At 38.1% G+C, this 16081-nt stretch carries 13 protein-coding genes; 3 read left to right on the forward strand and 10 right to left on the reverse strand.

What is annotated here, in order from left to right:
• The first annotated feature begins 74 nt into the window (after positions 1-74).
• Positions 75-743, forward strand: a complete 669-nt coding sequence (locus J2Z23_RS15440) for a response regulator transcription factor (RefSeq protein WP_057987569.1) — start codon at positions 75-77, stop codon at positions 741-743.
• Positions 743-2134: a sensor histidine kinase gene (locus tag J2Z23_RS15445; RefSeq protein WP_165602812.1), complete on the forward strand. Its 1392-nt coding sequence runs from the start codon at positions 743-745 to the stop codon at positions 2132-2134. The genes J2Z23_RS15440 and J2Z23_RS15445 overlap by 1 nt, the downstream gene beginning before the upstream one ends.
• Before the next feature lie 686 nt (positions 2135-2820).
• Here the strand turns inward: J2Z23_RS15445 and J2Z23_RS15450 are convergent.
• From J2Z23_RS15450 to J2Z23_RS15465, 4 genes are all read right to left on the reverse strand, one after another.
• Complete coding sequence (locus J2Z23_RS15450; protein ID WP_209974469.1) at positions 2821-4542, reverse strand: AAA family ATPase; 1722 nt, start codon at positions 4540-4542, stop codon at positions 2821-2823.
• A 370-nt stretch (positions 4543-4912) separates the two neighbouring features.
• Positions 4913-5296, reverse strand: coding sequence for a methylglyoxal synthase (gene mgsA, locus J2Z23_RS15455; RefSeq protein WP_057987575.1), 384 nt, complete (start codon positions 5294-5296; stop codon positions 4913-4915).
• 34 nt (positions 5297-5330) lie between these two features.
• A complete protein-coding gene (locus tag J2Z23_RS15460; RefSeq protein WP_209974471.1) occupies positions 5331-7409 on the reverse strand; it encodes a tetratricopeptide repeat protein in 2079 nt (692 codons plus the stop codon).
• A gap of 34 nt (positions 7410-7443) precedes the next feature.
• A complete protein-coding gene (locus tag J2Z23_RS15465; protein ID WP_057987579.1) occupies positions 7444-8430 on the reverse strand; it encodes a Gfo/Idh/MocA family protein in 987 nt (328 codons plus the stop codon).
• Between the two features lie 603 nt (positions 8431-9033).
• Between J2Z23_RS15465 and serA the strand changes: the two genes are divergently transcribed.
• Entirely contained in the window at positions 9034-10644 is a 1611-nt protein-coding gene (gene serA / locus J2Z23_RS15470) for a phosphoglycerate dehydrogenase (RefSeq protein WP_209974473.1), read from the forward strand.
• Between the two features lie 356 nt (positions 10645-11000).
• Here the strand turns inward: serA and J2Z23_RS15475 are convergent, their stop codons facing one another.
• From J2Z23_RS15475 to J2Z23_RS15500, 6 genes are all read right to left on the reverse strand, one after another.
• Positions 11001-12146, reverse strand: coding sequence for an HAD family hydrolase (locus J2Z23_RS15475; RefSeq protein WP_209974475.1), 1146 nt, complete (start codon positions 12144-12146; stop codon positions 11001-11003).
• A gap of 39 nt (positions 12147-12185) precedes the next feature.
• Positions 12186-12416 carry an excisionase family DNA-binding protein gene (locus J2Z23_RS15480; RefSeq protein WP_057987585.1) on the reverse strand — a complete coding sequence of 77 codons (231 nt, stop codon included), beginning with the start codon at positions 12414-12416 and terminating at the stop codon, positions 12186-12188.
• A gap of 104 nt (positions 12417-12520) precedes the next feature.
• Positions 12521-12907 carry a hypothetical protein gene (locus tag J2Z23_RS15485; protein WP_057987587.1) on the reverse strand — a complete coding sequence of 129 codons (387 nt, stop codon included), beginning with the start codon at positions 12905-12907 and terminating at the stop codon, positions 12521-12523.
• A gap of 176 nt (positions 12908-13083) precedes the next feature.
• The gene (locus J2Z23_RS15490) at positions 13084-14145 is read right to left on the reverse strand and encodes a Gfo/Idh/MocA family protein (protein ID WP_057983296.1); all 1062 of its coding nucleotides are present in this window, start codon (positions 14143-14145) and stop codon (positions 13084-13086) included.
• Between the two features lie 13 nt (positions 14146-14158).
• A complete protein-coding gene (locus J2Z23_RS15495) occupies positions 14159-15025 on the reverse strand; it encodes a sugar phosphate isomerase/epimerase family protein (RefSeq protein ID WP_057983297.1) in 867 nt (288 codons plus the stop codon).
• Between the two features lie 74 nt (positions 15026-15099).
• Positions 15100-16080, reverse strand: coding sequence for a Gfo/Idh/MocA family protein (locus J2Z23_RS15500; protein WP_209974477.1), 981 nt, complete (start codon positions 16078-16080; stop codon positions 15100-15102).
• Between the last annotated feature and the right edge of the window lies 1 nt (position 16081).

Here is a 16081-nt window from a genome sequence, read left to right on the forward strand (position 1 = left end):
AATGATTTCACACAACTGAAGCTATTATATCCTTTTGTGAATATGTACTAGAAAAACGATTAGGGGAATCATGAATGAAAAAAATTTTAATTGTTGAAGACGAAGAAAATATTAGAGGATTTATTGTTGTCAACTTAAAAAGATATGGATTCAACGTAATAGAAGCAGGTAGTGGGGAAGCAGGCTTAGACTTGCTAGCTGAACATCCTGATATTTCTCTCATCTTATTGGATATCATGTTACCAGGTATGGATGGTATTCAGGTAGCTAAGATAATCAGAGAAAAGAATCAACAAATTGGGATCATTATGCTCACGGCCAAAACATTAGAGGAAGATAAGGTTCATGGTTTATTAAATGGGGCTGATGATTATATTTCTAAACCATTTAGCCCTAATGAACTAATCGCTCGCATTCAATCCCTCTTGCGACGGATCCATATTCAGCAGCCTGAGATAAAGGGACTCAGTTTGAATCGCCAACAGCACAGCCTACTGAAAGATGGAAAAAAAGTCGAATTATCACCAACTGAATATGAAATTATGTCTATTCTCGATTTAGCCAAAGGCAAACCAGTCAACCGTAACGATATTCTAGATGAAGTTTGGGGGCTTAATTTTCCTGGGGATACAAAAATTGTCGATGTAAATATAAGGAGAATTCGGCAAAAAATCGAAGATAATCCTTCCACACCAGAATTCATCCAAACGGTTTGGGGATATGGATATGTATGGGCAAAATAATGAAAAGACATACAAGCATTCGCAAGCGTCTCTTATTGCAGCATTTACTTATCGTGACAGTTACTGTTGTTCTATTAGAGGCTGTCTTCTTTATTAGCATCTATCAATACTATTATAAAAACACAGAAGACGTATTGATATCCCATGCGAAAAACTCAGCTAATTTTGCGACAAAGTTTATGGATCTTTCCCCATTCACTTTGCATAATACGATCCCCAAAATAATGAATGAATTTCAAATGCCGAACGCTGAAATGCAAATTGTTTCTCCAGCCGGCAATATTCTTGCTTCTTCAACTGGCTTTTCTCAATCTGAATCTATTCACCGAGAGATATTGCAATCTGCAACATCAGCAGAGCCAGCCATATGGACAGGTAAAAATATGGCCACTGATGAGAGAGTTATGGCTTCAGTAGTTCCCCTTAAATATGATGAAGAAACAACCATGTATTTCCGCTATGTTGTATCGTTAAGTAATATCGACAAAGTCGTAAAAAAACAAGGAGCAATCGCGCTTTTAATCGGATTAGCCATCATTTTAGTTGTCATGCTATTAAGTCGTACTCTCGCCAAACAAATTACAACACCTCTGACACAAATAACTGAGGCCTCCAAACAGTTTGCTAAAGGGGATTTTGAGAAAGGAATCAAAGAGGATTACATTGGGGAGCTTGGCATTTTGGCACATTCTTTTAATAATATGGCTCAAGAATTATTGCAACATGAAAAAATGAAGAATCAATTTCTATCCACAATATCACATGAATTAAGAACCCCGCTTACAAGTATTAAAGGCTGGAGTGAAACTTTGTTATCCGGGGATTTAAAAGATGTGAAAGAAACAGAGACAGGTCTGCAGATTATTACTAAAGAAACCGCCCGTTTGATCAAATTGGTTGAAGAATTGCTAGACTTTTCTAGAATAAATAATGATTCTTTAAAAATTCAACCATCATCCTTTCTTCTTCTCCCTTTGTTTGAAGAAGTTAAGAAGCAGTTTGAAAAACAATTAAAAAAACGATCATTGGAGTTTACCTTAGAACTCCCCGCTACATTTAAACTTTATGCAGATCGCAACCGTGTAAAACAAGTATTTATTAACTTGATTGATAATGCGATTAAATATGGGGGAAACAGTTCAATTCTGTTAAATGGGAAGATAAATGGTCATCTTCTTACAATAACGGTGATGGACCATGGTCCTGGTATTGAGGAAAAATATCTTTCGAAACTTACTACCCCTTTTTACAAGGTTCATGAAAACTCTTCTGGGACTGGACTTGGACTAGCAATTAGCAGGCGCATTGTAGAAGCTCACCATGGACAATTTTCCATCGAAAGTAAGGTAGGGAATTGGACGAAAGTTACGATTATCTTCCCTCTTACGTAACATTTGAAACAAGGTAAAGGTCATATAGGTAGGTGTCAATTACCCTTCTGGCTGGATGCTTTCCGTATTGCGTGGTTTGAGCCGCTTCGAGGGGCTCAAGCTGCAAGCTAGTTCCGTAGGTGTCGCCACTCCAATTAACGCGTTTCGAAATATATAAAACCTTTCAAAACCTCTGTTCATGTAAAGCTGTCATGCATATTAGCTGGAAGTAGCCTGTCTTTCAATCCGCAGTTGTATTCCATGGAGGGGCTTTTTCTCCTTGTCCCTTTTTTTGTGGGAAAGCTTAAAAAGGCATGCAAAAGTCCATTTTGATCGGATTTTTTGCATACCTTTTTTCGTATAAAGACCAGCGTTTATTTTCAACTTAACATGTTTGCTGACATTTATTGGTCAATATTTGCTTGTCGCCGATAGACAGGCGCCTTGCGCTTTTCATTGTCTAGCTTCAGGCGCCATCGGCTCGAGGTCAAATAACCTGAACCATTGAAAGGACATTACACCTTTCTTTGGTTCAGAACATTTGCTTGTCGCCGATAGACAGGCGCCTTGCGCTTTTCACTGTCTAGCTTCAGGCGCCATCGGCTCGAGGTCAAATAACCTGAACCATTGAAAGGACATTACACCTTTCTTTGGTTCAGAACATTTGCTTGTCGCCGATAGACAGGCGCCTTGCGCTTTTCATTACGTTAAACATATGAAACTTCTAAGTTTTTGCCTGTTACGATGGCTTGGACTTCTTCTCCATCAAGTGTTTCTTTTTTCAATAAAACATCTACTAAACATTCATACTCATTTTTATGGGCTTTTAGCATCAGTTCCGTTTTCTCTAAAGCTTTGCCATATAGTTCTTGCATTTTAGCATCTTTATCTTGTTTATCAAATGTTAGGGTGAATCCATCTTCAAGCATTCCTGTTTCAACCATGTCTTCTAACAGTTTTTTTGCTTGTTGTACATCACCACTAACACCGATACTATGTTCACCTAAATAAAGTCGTTCCGCCACACCACCTGCTAGAATCATACTGACTTGATCAAGCAATTCACTTGTTGTAGATAAATGCATTTCCTTCTGGATTGGTGCCACATACCCTAGTGCTTGTCCTCGAGGAATAATCGTTGCTTTACGAACGGTGTTTGGCTTGGTTAGAGCTTGAATTAGAGCATGGCCTGCCTCATGAATCGCCACCCTTCGCTTTGTATCCGGATCGTTCAATGCTCGTGAGGTTGACCCAAGAATCGTGCGATCAATTGCATAATCAAGATCAGCCATTCCGACTAATTCTCGTCCTTCTCTTACAGCTTTTCTACTAGCTGATTCAAATAGCGAACTAATTTCAGCACCTGAGAACCCCGAGGTACTATCTGCTAACAAGTCTAATGAAGCAACGACCTCTTCAGAAAGTTGTTTCCCCTTCGTATGAATATCAATGATTTCTTTTCTCCCTTTCATATCTGGCAATGGAACTTGAAAGCTAAAGTCAATTCGACCTGGACGTAGAAAAGCATCATCTAGCATATCCTTACGGTTCGTTGCAGCTATGAATAAAATCCCTTCATTCGTATGTCCACCATCCAGTTGAACAAGCAATTCTGTCAATGTCTTTTCCGCCTCTTCTCCTCCATGCTGCTTTCTTTTTCCAGCGAGAGCATCGACTTCATCAATAAAAATAACTGCAGGTGTAGACTTTCGCGCATTCTCAAATAAACCTCTGATCCTTGAAGCCCCAACTCCAACAAATAATTCTGTAAAGGCAGAACCACTTGCTGTAAAGAAACTTGCACCCAATTCATGAGCCATTGCTTGGGCGAGAAGCGTTTTTCCTGTTCCTGGTGGACCATAAAGTAAAATACCCTTTGGTGGCTTAATCCCTAATTTTTTAGAACGTTCAGGTTCCTTAACGATTGCTAAAGTCTGATGAATTTCATCCTTCATCTCTTCAGGTAATCCGCCAATATCATTCAGCGTAACAGAAGGAAGGGGCATAGGTTTGGCTGTACCATGCTTCATTTTCGCACCGGCAAAACCACCTTTTCTCTGAATGAGTAAGCCAGCACCAAGCAACACAATTAATAAACCACCAAAAATCCAATTGCCCGCTTGAGAACCTGTTGAGTATTTATATTGAACATTATATTTTTCTACTAATTCTTCCACCTTCGGACTATTTGGGCGAAAATGAGATACATATTTTCCCTCCGGTGTTTTTATATAAATGGTCCCATCTGCCGTTTCCTTAAGTGTAACGACATCACCACTCTGTGCTTGAATTACTTTTTCTATTGAAGAAAAAGGAATAACCTCTCCTTTATTTATCGCAAAAACGGACCAAATTGTAAGGCCTACAATTAAACTCAAACCAATGACTAGAGGAACAATCTTCGTTGCATTTTTAAAATTTGATTTCAACCTTCCATCTCCTCCGGATATAACTTCTGAGTTAAATCTATTCCTAGTATATCATTTTCAGAAATGGTCGTCATTGGCTACAATTGACAGTTTATGAAATTTTCGAAGTCAACTCAAAAAAAGAAAGATTGGAAAATAGTGTAAATTAGCGATATGGTTTTCAATACCCAAATAGAATATGAAATCCACTTCAGGATAGGCACACATTTTGAAATTCAACTACTAGGGCCTTTAAGTAAAACTATGCTTATAAAGGAATTTCACATATTCTTTGTTATGATCGCTAATCTTTTAAAGTCTCTCCGCGATTATCCAAATACAAAAAAGGAATCCGCCCTAAGCTTTGGACGGATTTCAATAGTTAACTATATTAACGCCAGCCTAAAAGCCCTTGATCCACTCCCCTTATCAATACCTCTGCCGTTCCCATATTGGTTGCAAGTGGGACACCATATACATCACAGAGACGCATTAATGCAGAGACATCAGGTTCATGAGGCTGTGCTGTTAATGGATCACGTAAAAAGATAATTAGATCCATTTTGTCTTCAGCGATGCACGCTCCAATTTGTTGATCGCCACCAAGTGGGCCTGATTGGAATCGATTCACTGTTAGTCCTGTTGCTTCCATGATTTTTAACCCTGTTGTCCCTGTTGCATATAGTTCATGCTTCTCAAGAATTAGTTTATATGCTGTAGTAAAACGAATCATATCCTCTTTCTTTTTATCATGAGCAATGAGCGCAATTCTCATTCTATTTCCTCCCTATCATTCTGTATACTTGACTTTAGTCAAATTCTGGTTGATGCAAATCCACATCATTTAACCACTTATATTGATTCAGTTGTAATTGAAAAAGCTTCAATGGACCTAGAAAGAAATCGGGATTATTTTCTAGCTTTTCCAACTTCAGCTGGTTTTCTTGAATGTTTGTTTCAATTTCTTTCACACGACCTTCTAGCGTTTCTAATGGATCGCGAAAGAAAAGATGAACATCTCTTCCAATACTTTTCTCAAATAATTGAAATTGATAAAAGAACTTCGTTGCAATGGATTCACTAACCTCATCGTAATTTTCATTTTCAATAAAATTACGATATGATTTTGCTAAAACCGCATTATTTTTTGTTAGTCCACCTAATATCTTTCCGGCCCCTTTTAATAATACTTGAGAAGGCGTTCTCCGCAAGAAAATATTCTCATTATCAATTTGCATTGGAATGGTCATTCGTTCCGCATCTCTCCGCCAATCTGCAATCACTTGAAAATCGCATTGGAGCTCAATTGGCTGCTCTTCTAGATATTCATTGAATCCATTTTCCCATTCTTTTAAATGTGTTTGGGATTCCTCTAACTTTTGCTTTGCACTTTCAATCCATTCTTTTAAAGCTGAAGCATAGATCGGCATAATCGTACTTTGAATATAATCATCAATTCGTTGATTCATTTCCTTATTTAAATCAAGATGAATGGTTCGAAATTCTGTATCTTCCTTAATTAGATCAGCGGATTTTCTAATGATTTGCGGAATTGATGTTTTCATTTTCTCTGTTATATCTTTTTCTATTGCTAAAAAATCCTGACGAATCTCATCCGCTTTTTCATCTTCTATGTCCTTCAATTGATTGGTTGAACCATGCAATCTACCGCAAATGGCCTTTTCCCTTTCAATTAACCCCGACATATCAATCTTTAATATTTCTAGTTGTTTGATAAAGAAATCAATACAGTTTTTCCCATATGCAAGCCACTGTTCCGTATTATCGGGATTTGCGTCCCATTCTTCAAACTCGATTTCATTTTTTCTAGCCCACTTTTGCACATCAGCTACTAAAGCTTGAATCGTGCCAGTTAAATTTATCCCATATTTAGTTTTCCCAATCGTTGCTTGTGCTCGGTCAACGATATTCTGATTAATATTTCCAGGGAAATGGTCGTTCCATGTCAAAATAGCAGAATACACAAAAGCAGCATCAGCTGCTCGTGCTAATTTTAGCCAAGCTTCCAAATAAGTTGGCATTAATTTTTCAACATTGTGAAAAGGATAGGAACTTCCCATTAATATTTCATATGTTTCCTGGAATACACTTGATAGTTTTTCCAACCTATGTTCTTGAGATATATTTAAGCTTAATACTAATGTATTAAAATCACTTAGCCAATCAAATAAAGCATCCTGTTTTTCAAACCATTTCCATAATAAATAGCTCAAGTTATCAAAGCTTTTTACATCTACTAAAGAAGCCGTTTCTAGCACAGGGATAAAATAGGGTGGCTCATAATATACATGTCCACTCTCCACATAAGACTGGAGAATATGAAACCATTCCTTCTCTTTCGTCCGTATCGCCTCATTTACGGCTAATTCAACAGCATTTGCCCAATCCTCCTGTTCCTCAAAAAAAGCTCGCGCTAATTTAGTGACATTCGGATAATCCGGGTTTAGGAGGACGGCATTTAAAATCATCTGCTTTGCTTCTGCATTATTTCTTTGAAGTATATATAAACCAAAAAGCTGTAGTGCTATTTCCGTATTTAATAAGAGCGAGTCTGTTTTAATCGATTGATAGATTTCCTCTGCGGTATCATGAAGCTCTAATTCAAAATAGGCGTCCGCCATATTCTTTCGTGCCCATGGTTGCCATTCATTTTGGATATTTTCCCATTTGAAAATGGCTGCTTCATAATCTTGGGCATGAAAATAGATTTCACCCTGTGCTAGGCGAATCTCCGATAAATCAGCTTGGTTTTTCTTTTGCTCTTGAAAGAAATATTCACCTAATACCGTAATAGGAGATCCACGATGCTCGTCATCTAAAAAATTTTCAAAATAGCATTTCTGAATTAGCATTTCTTCCCTATTCATTCTAATCACCAACTTTCTTTAAATGAAAGAAACATTATCGCTGGTCTGCTGGATATAAAAGCCCCACTTGTTTTCTAGCTTCTACCATAATACGTGCTGTGATCATCGAATTTTTATGAGAGTTTACCTTCGATTCCAGCTCTCCATTTTGAATCAGCTGAATAAATTCTTCAACCTCATAATACATGGAAGGATGTTCTAGTGCTTGACCCAACATTTCTTCACGTCCATCACGATACCTTATCATAACCTTGCTAGGTGTCGATATTTCGTCTATTATAATCGTTCCCTCTTCCCCTTGAATTTCTGAAGGGCGATAAGCATTGATTATTTTCGAATGTGTTACAACTGCTTCAAAATCGTCATATTGCAAAAGCAAACTACCTGACCCATCAACACCAGAATCCAACATCACAGCATTCGCTTTAACCGATTTAGGCTCGCCAAACAACACAACTAGAGGATATAAACAGTACACACCTAAATCCATTAATGAGCCATTCGAAAATGTAGGATTAAAGGCATTTAACACAGTCCCCTCCCGATAACGATCATACCGAGAAGAATATTTACAATAACTTGCATCATATCTTCTCGCTTGACCAATTTTATGTAAATTTTCTTGGATTGCTTTAAAGGTCGGTAATAAAGTTGTTTTCAATGCTTCCATTAAAACAACCTGATTTCTTGTGGCCGCCTGAATCATCTCCTCCAATTCCTCAGGATTAGAAGCGATTGGCTTCTCACATAAAACATGTTTTCCTTGATTCAAAAACGTCAAAGAATGTTTTGCATGAAATGAATTCGGGCTTGCAATGTATACAGCATCAAGTACATCACTAGCTGCCATTTCTTCTGTATCTGTAAAAACGTGCCCAATCCCATATTTGTCTGCAAATTCTTTAGCTTTCTCTTCCGTTCGAGAATAAACAGCTGTTAATTGAAATCCTTCAACTTGTAGAGCTGCTTCAATCATTGAATCAGTAATCCAATTTGTTCCAATAACACCAAATCGTATCAAAGTCATTTCTCCCTTCCAATGATCCTTATCTATACTATATTGTATTTGGCGAATTCTTGCACCGTTCATGCTGAAATTTATCGAAAAAAAACAGAGTATGTAAAAATCCTCTTGAAACATTTTGGTTCTATGGTAAAATACATTGTATATTTATTCAAAATATTTTCAAACTAGAAAAGCATAAGCATTTTAGGTATAATTTATGAGAGTTTACGCGGACGATAAAAGTTTTAATCAGTAAATATTCGTCCATTTTGACAGCATGCTTTACATATGAACAGTGAAGACGAAGACGGCTTGAGGAAAATTCTTATAGAGAATCGGTGGTTGGTGAAAACCGATGTCTTTTTCTCAAAATCGCCCAGCACTTCTGAACTGGCAGATGCCCGGTCTTAACCGTTATCTTTCCCGAGGCTGTATAGAAAAGCGCTAGCGCCTGTCTACACAGGAGTCTATGTCTATTCATACAGTAAACGAGGGTGGCACCACGATCTTACGTCCCTCATAACAAGGCGCACGCGTCTGTTATGGGGGCGTTTTCATTTTTCTAAAGATCTTTTACAGACCATTTGTGAAAATACAAAGCTAGGAGGATTAGAGAATATGTACAAAATTTTAGTATCAGATGCAATTAGTGACACAGGTTTAACCGCTCTATATGAACATCCTAATTTTGCTGTGGATAAAAAACCAGGCCTCCCTCCAGAGGAACTAAAAGGAATAATTGGCGAATATGATGCTCTTATTGTCCGCAGTCAAACACAAGTAACAGAAGATATCCTTGAAAATGCCGATAACTTACGTGTCATTGCCCGTGCAGGAGTTGGTGTTGATAATATCGATATTCAAGCAGCGACGAAAAAAGGGATCATTGTGATTAACGCTCCTGGCGCTAACACCATCTCTGCAGCAGAACTAACGATGGCGATGATGTTATCTCTTGCACGTAATATCCCTGCTGCCCATGCTTCAACATCAGAAGGTAAATGGGAAAGAAATAAATTTAAAGGTGTAGAAATGTACGAGAAAACACTCGGTGTCATTGGAATGGGAAAAATTGGTACAGAGGTTGCCAATCGTGCCCTTAGCTTTGGCATGAACATTCTCGGATATGATCCATACTTAACAGAAGATCGTGCCCATCAAATGGGAATCTCGAAGGCTTCTCTAGATGAAATTGCTCAAGAAGCTGATTTTATCACGGTCCACACCCCTTTAATTAAAGAAACAAAAGGCCTGATTAACGATGAATATTTGGCAAAAACAAAGCCAGGTGTTCGCATTATTAACTGTGCGCGTGGTGGAATTATTGACGAAAATGCTCTCGTACGTGCCCTCAATTCTGGCCAAGTTGCTGGAGCAGCGATTGATGTATTTGAAACAGAACCAGCATCAAATACAGAGTTACTTGAACATCCCCATGTAGTGGTCACTCCTCACTTAGGTGCATCTACGGTAGAAGCACAAGAAAAAGTGGCCCATGAGGTTAGTGAGGAGATTATTGATATTTTTGAAACTCAATCAATCCGCCATGCGGTCAACATGCCACAAATTTCTGGAGAAACCCAGAAAAAGTTGCAACCTTATATTGATTTAGCTGAACAAATGGGAATTCTTGCCATTCAACTACTAAAACAAGCTCCAGAACGAGTGGAAATTTCTTATGCTGGTGAAATCGCAATGGAGAGTACAGACCTGCTTACACGCAATATCTTGAAGGGGATCTTAACCCATCATCTAGGTGATACAGTAAATCTTATTAATGCCCACCACCTCTTAAAAGATCAAGGCGTTGCTTCCAATGTATCAAAAAATCCAAAGAGCAAAGGATTTGCTTCTTACATTGAAGTCACTCTTCATCGTGGAGATCATAAAGCAAATATTGGTGCCACAATCTTAAATGGTTACGGTGCGCGAATTGTGAAAATGAATGATTATCGTGTAGATGTTCGCCCAGAAAGCAATCTACTATATATCAAACATCATGATATCCCTGGCATGATTGGCCGTGTTGGTTCAACACTTGGAGATTATGATATTAATATCGGCACAATGCAAGTCGGACGTGCAGACATTGGCGGAGAAGCGATCATGGTTCTTACACTTGATAAAAAAGCTGAGGGAGATGTACTTGTTGGTCTAAAAGCTCTAAAAGGCCTTGAGGATGCCCAGTATTTAGAACTGCCAAATGAGAAAGTAGCTGTTCCGAATTAGTTCTGATTCACTAGACTTGACAAATATGCGACAATATAAAACCCCAATAATGTTGTTCAATCAACATTATTGGGGTTTCATTTTATCATCTTAAATCTTGTCGTCCCTTTAGATGGATTTTTCCCAGAACAGCAAATCTTTGAAAGTGCTTGGATTCAAGCCTCTTAAGTCTTCTAAAGTTTCTAAAGCACTACTACGAACACGTTATTCATAATCCGACTGGTCTTTGGCGTTCATAGAACCTTTCTCAAAACTCATTTTTTGCCTATCTACTTGGTTTCGGGTTTAAAAAGCGTTAGTATCATCGAAGTTTCACTGATCTTTCCCTTTAATGGCCTTCATAATATACATAATGTTTATTTTTCAACAAGGGACAATACAAGGTCCTTCACCGCTAGTACATTGTCCAAAATATAGTCTGCTTCATATTCTTCAAACTGCTCTCTCGCCTTTTCTCCTGATAAACCTGTTAATACGGCGGCAAAGCTGCAGCCCATTGTTCTGGCTGCCAATAAATCAGCTAGAGAATCTCCTACAATCAATGTTTCTTTCCCGTTTTCGATAGGGAAGACAGTTGCAAGACATTCAGGGATCGATTTCTGTTTATTAGACAAAGCCCATACATATGTAAAGGGATGTGGCTTGGATAGACCTTTGTGATTTTCCGTCACTTTTTCCGCAGCTAGGACGTCATCTGCTGTCACAATCTTATTTGGATTAAAGTGATTTAACCAACCTAAATGTTGAAAAGGCTCGATTGTTTCCAATTCTGGGCGCCCGGTGCCAATTCCGATTTGTACACCTGCTTCCTTAAGGGATTGAAATAAATCCGTAATCGCTTCTGGCTCAGCCAAGACCTTCTCATCAGTCAAAAAGCCTTTCTTTCCAAGTTGGACGGAAGACCGTCCAGTTGATTGAAGAACATATTGATCACCGACATACCATTCTTGTGAGATAAGTTCACATGTTGACCACAACTCCCCCTGCTCTCCAAAAACGGTGTAATCGACTCCTAGTTTTTCCTGAGCAATCTTGTCTAAATGAGCAAATAAACCAGCTTTAGTGGCATCTGCGCCTTGAAAATCTTTAAGAAAGCCCCCAAAGTTGAGAGTAAGTTTGGTCTCAGCGAGAGCTTCTTTCATTTCTAATAAAACATCCCGATTAATCTCATGGGTTACCCACTGAGTTATTCTCTCTTTCGCTGTTGCTTTAATTTGTTTTAATAGATGAATAATTTGATAAGCTGCCGTTAAATAAATCATATCCCAGTTAGCATTTAACCCACATGATTTTAAAAATGAAAGTACCTCATCTTGAACAAACACTTGGGCACGAATTTCATCGATTTCATTGTCAGTATATTGGGTTTTAAATTCGTTTGGAGATAATCCTAAATATTGCTCACTAGATAGAACTTCCCACACAGTTAATGCCGATGCATCAAAATAACGTTCCTCACTTAACAAAACACCATCTACATCAAATAAAACTGTTTTTATCATATCGCCTCTCCTTATAGCATATTTTCATTTAAAAAAAGATTAATCCTCATCTTTCGCATCCCAATCTTCTGGAATTGGTTCTTCCAGCCATTCTGCAAGCAATTTTTTATACTTTTCCATTTGATCCAAATGGGTGTCAAATTGATTTTTATAAATTAAGTATTGTTCACCGTCATGTAATGCACGTATTTTCTGCTGGAGAATTAGTTTTTCAATTAGCTTTGGGCTAAGTTGTAAGTAATCAGCTGTTTCTTCAATTGTCATATACAATGTATGTCACGCCCTTTTACTTAAAATAACCTTATCTGCAACTAATAGTAGTTGCAGATAAAGTGAGAGCCAGTTCCCGTATAATTGGAACTGGCCATTCAATCCTATTGATTTTTTTGTACAGGCGGAATTTCTTTGTTTAAAGCTTCGTAGAATTTCTGCACTAAAAAATAAGTGGCACCTAAATCTCCCAGTCCATCATAAGCTGATACAATATCTACACTACAACGTAACGGTTCCACCTGGACAATCGTGATGACGATTTGATTACGACGGATTCCCCGTTTTTCAATGAGCATCTCGCCACGATCATAATCGAAATGGGTAAGATTCCACCCCGTCATTTTATTGTTCACAACAGATGTAATCGTTTCAGATATTTTGCGCTTCCCAATCTTATAATAACGTGTTTTCAATTTAGGATCTTTTGCCCTGTCACTTGTTTCCGTACTATTTCGCCACAATCCAGTGATGACGCGCATAACTGACACAGCCTATCCCCCCTTAAATTCTATTTAAAAATATGTATATATAAGTCTATTATATGACTTCTTCCTACTGTATGTCCATTATCGTTAAACAATTCTGTAAAAATCTTTATAAAAAAGCGAGTATTTATTCATACAAAGAATAAATACCCGCTTGAAATTGCTTTACTAGTTAACCATTAATCAAAATAAATTTCTTTACCTTTTTCGGCAGATTCGTAGATGCCGCTAAGAATTTTTGTCATTTCCACTCCATCTGCTACTGGGCTAAGCGTTTCCTTCTCACCTAAACAAACATCGACGAAATGATCGATTTCCGCTTGGAAAGCTTGGACAAAATCAAAAGTAACACTATCCACTTGCGGAGCAAGATTTAACATCGTATCATACTTTTCAGTTACAATGGCAAGACTCGGTTCCACTTCTGCGCCACCTTTTGTACCATATAATTTAACGGAAATTTCATCTTGTTTCGCATGGAGCGTAAAACTGACATCTACTAGCAAGGAAGCTCCATTTTCAAAACGAATCATGGCATTCGCCATATCTTCCACTGTGTTTTTGTCTGGATCATAATCTGCCGCCTTATAGAAGGAAAGGTTTTTAATATTTTTTCTATTTCCTAGTTTATTATATGTGTTTCCAGAGATTGATTTTACCTTTGGGCAACCCATTAAATACCAAAGAACATCGATCACATGGACGCCGATATCAATTAAAGGCCCACCACCAGAGCGTTCGACATCAGAGAACCATCCACCTGGATTTCCTAGTCGACGAATACATGTTGCTTTCGCATAATATATTTCGCCAAGATCATCTTCTTCAATAAATTTTTTCAAAACTTGCGTATTGGAAGCATAGCGACGAACGAAGCCAACTTGTAGTTTCTTTCCTGTTCTCTTCACTGTTTCTTCCATTTCATAAGCCTTTTCCATGCTTGTTGTCATAGGTTTTTCAACCAAGACATTTTTCCCACTATTTAGGGCTGCAATCGCAATGTCAGCATGAGAGTTATTCCAAGTACAAATACTAACGGCATCAATTTCTTGATCATTCATCAGATCATGATAATCCACATATGTTTTGCTTGCTCCATATTTCTCCGCTTTTGCTTTTGCTCTTTCTTCATTCAAATCACAAATTGCATACAACTCTACCTTATCATTGTTAGCATATGCATTTAAATGAGATTCAGAAATAGAGCCAGCACCAATCACACCAATTTTAATTTTAGACATTATAATTCCTCCCTTAAGCTTCTTCTAAAAATCGACGGACATTGTCCATTCCGATTTTCGAACCTTTTCTGCAATCTTCCATTCCTTCAAATTCAACAGATATATAACCATCATAGCCAGACTCTTTGATAATCTTGGCCACTTCTCGCATATCAATGTCCCCATGCCCGACAATGGCTCCTCTTAAAAAATTTCCATTGATTGTTTGGAACCAACCGTCTCCAGGATTTTGATAAGACGGACGCCAATAAAAATCTTTAAAGTGAACAAAGGAAGCTAATGGTAGATTCTTTTTCACTGCAGCAACCGAATTTTCATCCACACACATAAAGTTTCCAACATCGACTGTCGTTTTGAAATTATCGCGATTTACCTCATGGATTAAGCGTTGAACACGATCACTAGCTTGGACATAGAGCCCATGATTTTCGATACTTGTTGTTATATCAAATTGTTTTGCATAATCCGCAATTGTTTGGCACGCTTCTACAAGAACAGGTAAATCTTTCTCAAATTGGACAATCGTTGCATCGTCCCCAGAACGCCATGCGACATCATGGCGCATAAGCTTAACACCTAATTGATGAGCAATCTCAACATGTTGTTTAACCCTTGCTACTTCAGCCTCAAACTCTTCGCGACTTTCCGTGATAAAATTCGCTCCGATGAGATAATGCGAAATATCGATCCCTACATCATTTGCTTTGTCTTTGATTTGTTCAATGAGTTCAGGCTTTTTTATTAAATCTAATTCCCCCATTGGAACAATTTCAATATGCTCGCCACCTTGGTCAGCTACCCATTGGATAGCATCCAAAATACTCATTTCTCCAGCATTCATTGCTTGTGATAAACTGTATGAACTTAATCCAATTTTCATTGAAAACACCTCTTCTAGATGAGCCCCCCGCAAAAAGAAGGTTCGAAAGTTTTTAATCTATTAGTCTCGTTTTATTATCTCTCCACTAAAACCGTTTTGCCTTGCTCCTGTGATTGATAAGCAGCTTTGACAACCTCTAAAGTGCGCAGTCCATCTGTTCCCGTTATAGATGGTGCACTACCTTCTTTCACACATGCGATAAAATCATTGACTAATCCATCATCCATGTCTTCCGCATAGGGAAGTTGGGTAATTGAAGTAGCTTCATCATTATAATAGAGGGCAAATTGCTTAAAAGCATCGACCTCAAGATTACCTTTTGTTCCGACGAATTTAATAATTGCGTCTCCCCATGTTGGGAATGTTTGCGGTCTTGACCAACTATGGTCAATGGACACGATAATTCCAGACTCTAGTTCTAGGCTAACAAGTCCACAATCTTCTACATCAATATCATAAAAACGAGTATCCATTTCTGCATAAACACTATTGACTTCTTCTTCCATTACCCAGCGAATGATATCCATAATATGAACAATATGATCGGTTGCAGCCCCACCTCCTGACAGTTCTTTTTCAATAAACCATCCTCCTGGCATTTTTCCATGGTTCATTCCTGTAATCGCCACAATTTCCCCAATGGCACCTTGTTGGATTAAATCTTTCGCTTGTTTAAAACCAGGTGCAAAACGAACCGGATAAGCAATTTCAAAAATAACACCAGCTTCTTCACAAGCTGTAATCATCGCTTTAGCGTCTTCTACTTCTGTGGCAATTGGTTTTTCGCAAAGAACATGTTTTTTCGCGTTGGCGGCTTTTACAACATGCTCCTTATGATTGGCATTCTCGGAGCAAACAACAACCGCTTCAATATCTGTCCCTAAAAATTCATCCAAATTGGAAAAATACTTACAATTAAATTTTTCACTCATTTCTTGCCCGCGAGCTTCGTCTGCATCCCAAATGCAAGCTAACTCTGCGTCAGGATGGTTGATAATGTAATTGGCATAGCTTGCAGCATGCATATGAGCAAAACTTATTATTCCAATTTTCATG

The organism is Lederbergia galactosidilytica, assembly GCF_017873565.1.
Lineage (GTDB): Bacteria > Bacillota > Bacilli > Bacillales > Bacillaceae_C > Lederbergia > Lederbergia galactosidilytica.

Coding starts and splice junctions, on each gene's coding strand:
- J2Z23_RS15440 (WP_057987569.1), top strand. CDS start 75: ATGAAAAAAATTTTAATTGTTGAAGACGAAGAAAATATTAGAGGATTT.
- J2Z23_RS15445 (WP_165602812.1), top strand. CDS start 743: ATGAAAAGACATACAAGCATTCGCAAGCGTCTCTTATTGCAGCATTTA.
- mgsA (WP_057987575.1), bottom strand. CDS start 5,296: ATGAGAATTGCGCTCATTGCTCATGATAAAAAGAAAGAGGATATGATT.
- J2Z23_RS15460 (WP_209974471.1), bottom strand. CDS start 7,409: ATGAATAGGGAAGAAATGCTAATTCAGAAATGCTATTTTGAAAATTTT.
- serA (WP_209974473.1), top strand. CDS start 9,034: ATGTACAAAATTTTAGTATCAGATGCAATTAGTGACACAGGTTTAACC.
- J2Z23_RS15475 (WP_209974475.1), bottom strand. CDS start 12,146: ATGATAAAAACAGTTTTATTTGATGTAGATGGTGTTTTGTTAAGTGAG.
- J2Z23_RS15490 (WP_057983296.1), bottom strand. CDS start 14,145: ATGTCTAAAATTAAAATTGGTGTGATTGGTGCTGGCTCTATTTCTGAA.
- J2Z23_RS15495 (WP_057983297.1), bottom strand. CDS start 15,025: ATGAAAATTGGATTAAGTTCATACAGTTTATCACAAGCAATGAATGCT.
- J2Z23_RS15500 (WP_209974477.1), bottom strand. CDS start 16,080: ATGAAAATTGGAATAATAAGTTTTGCTCATATGCATGCTGCAAGCTAT.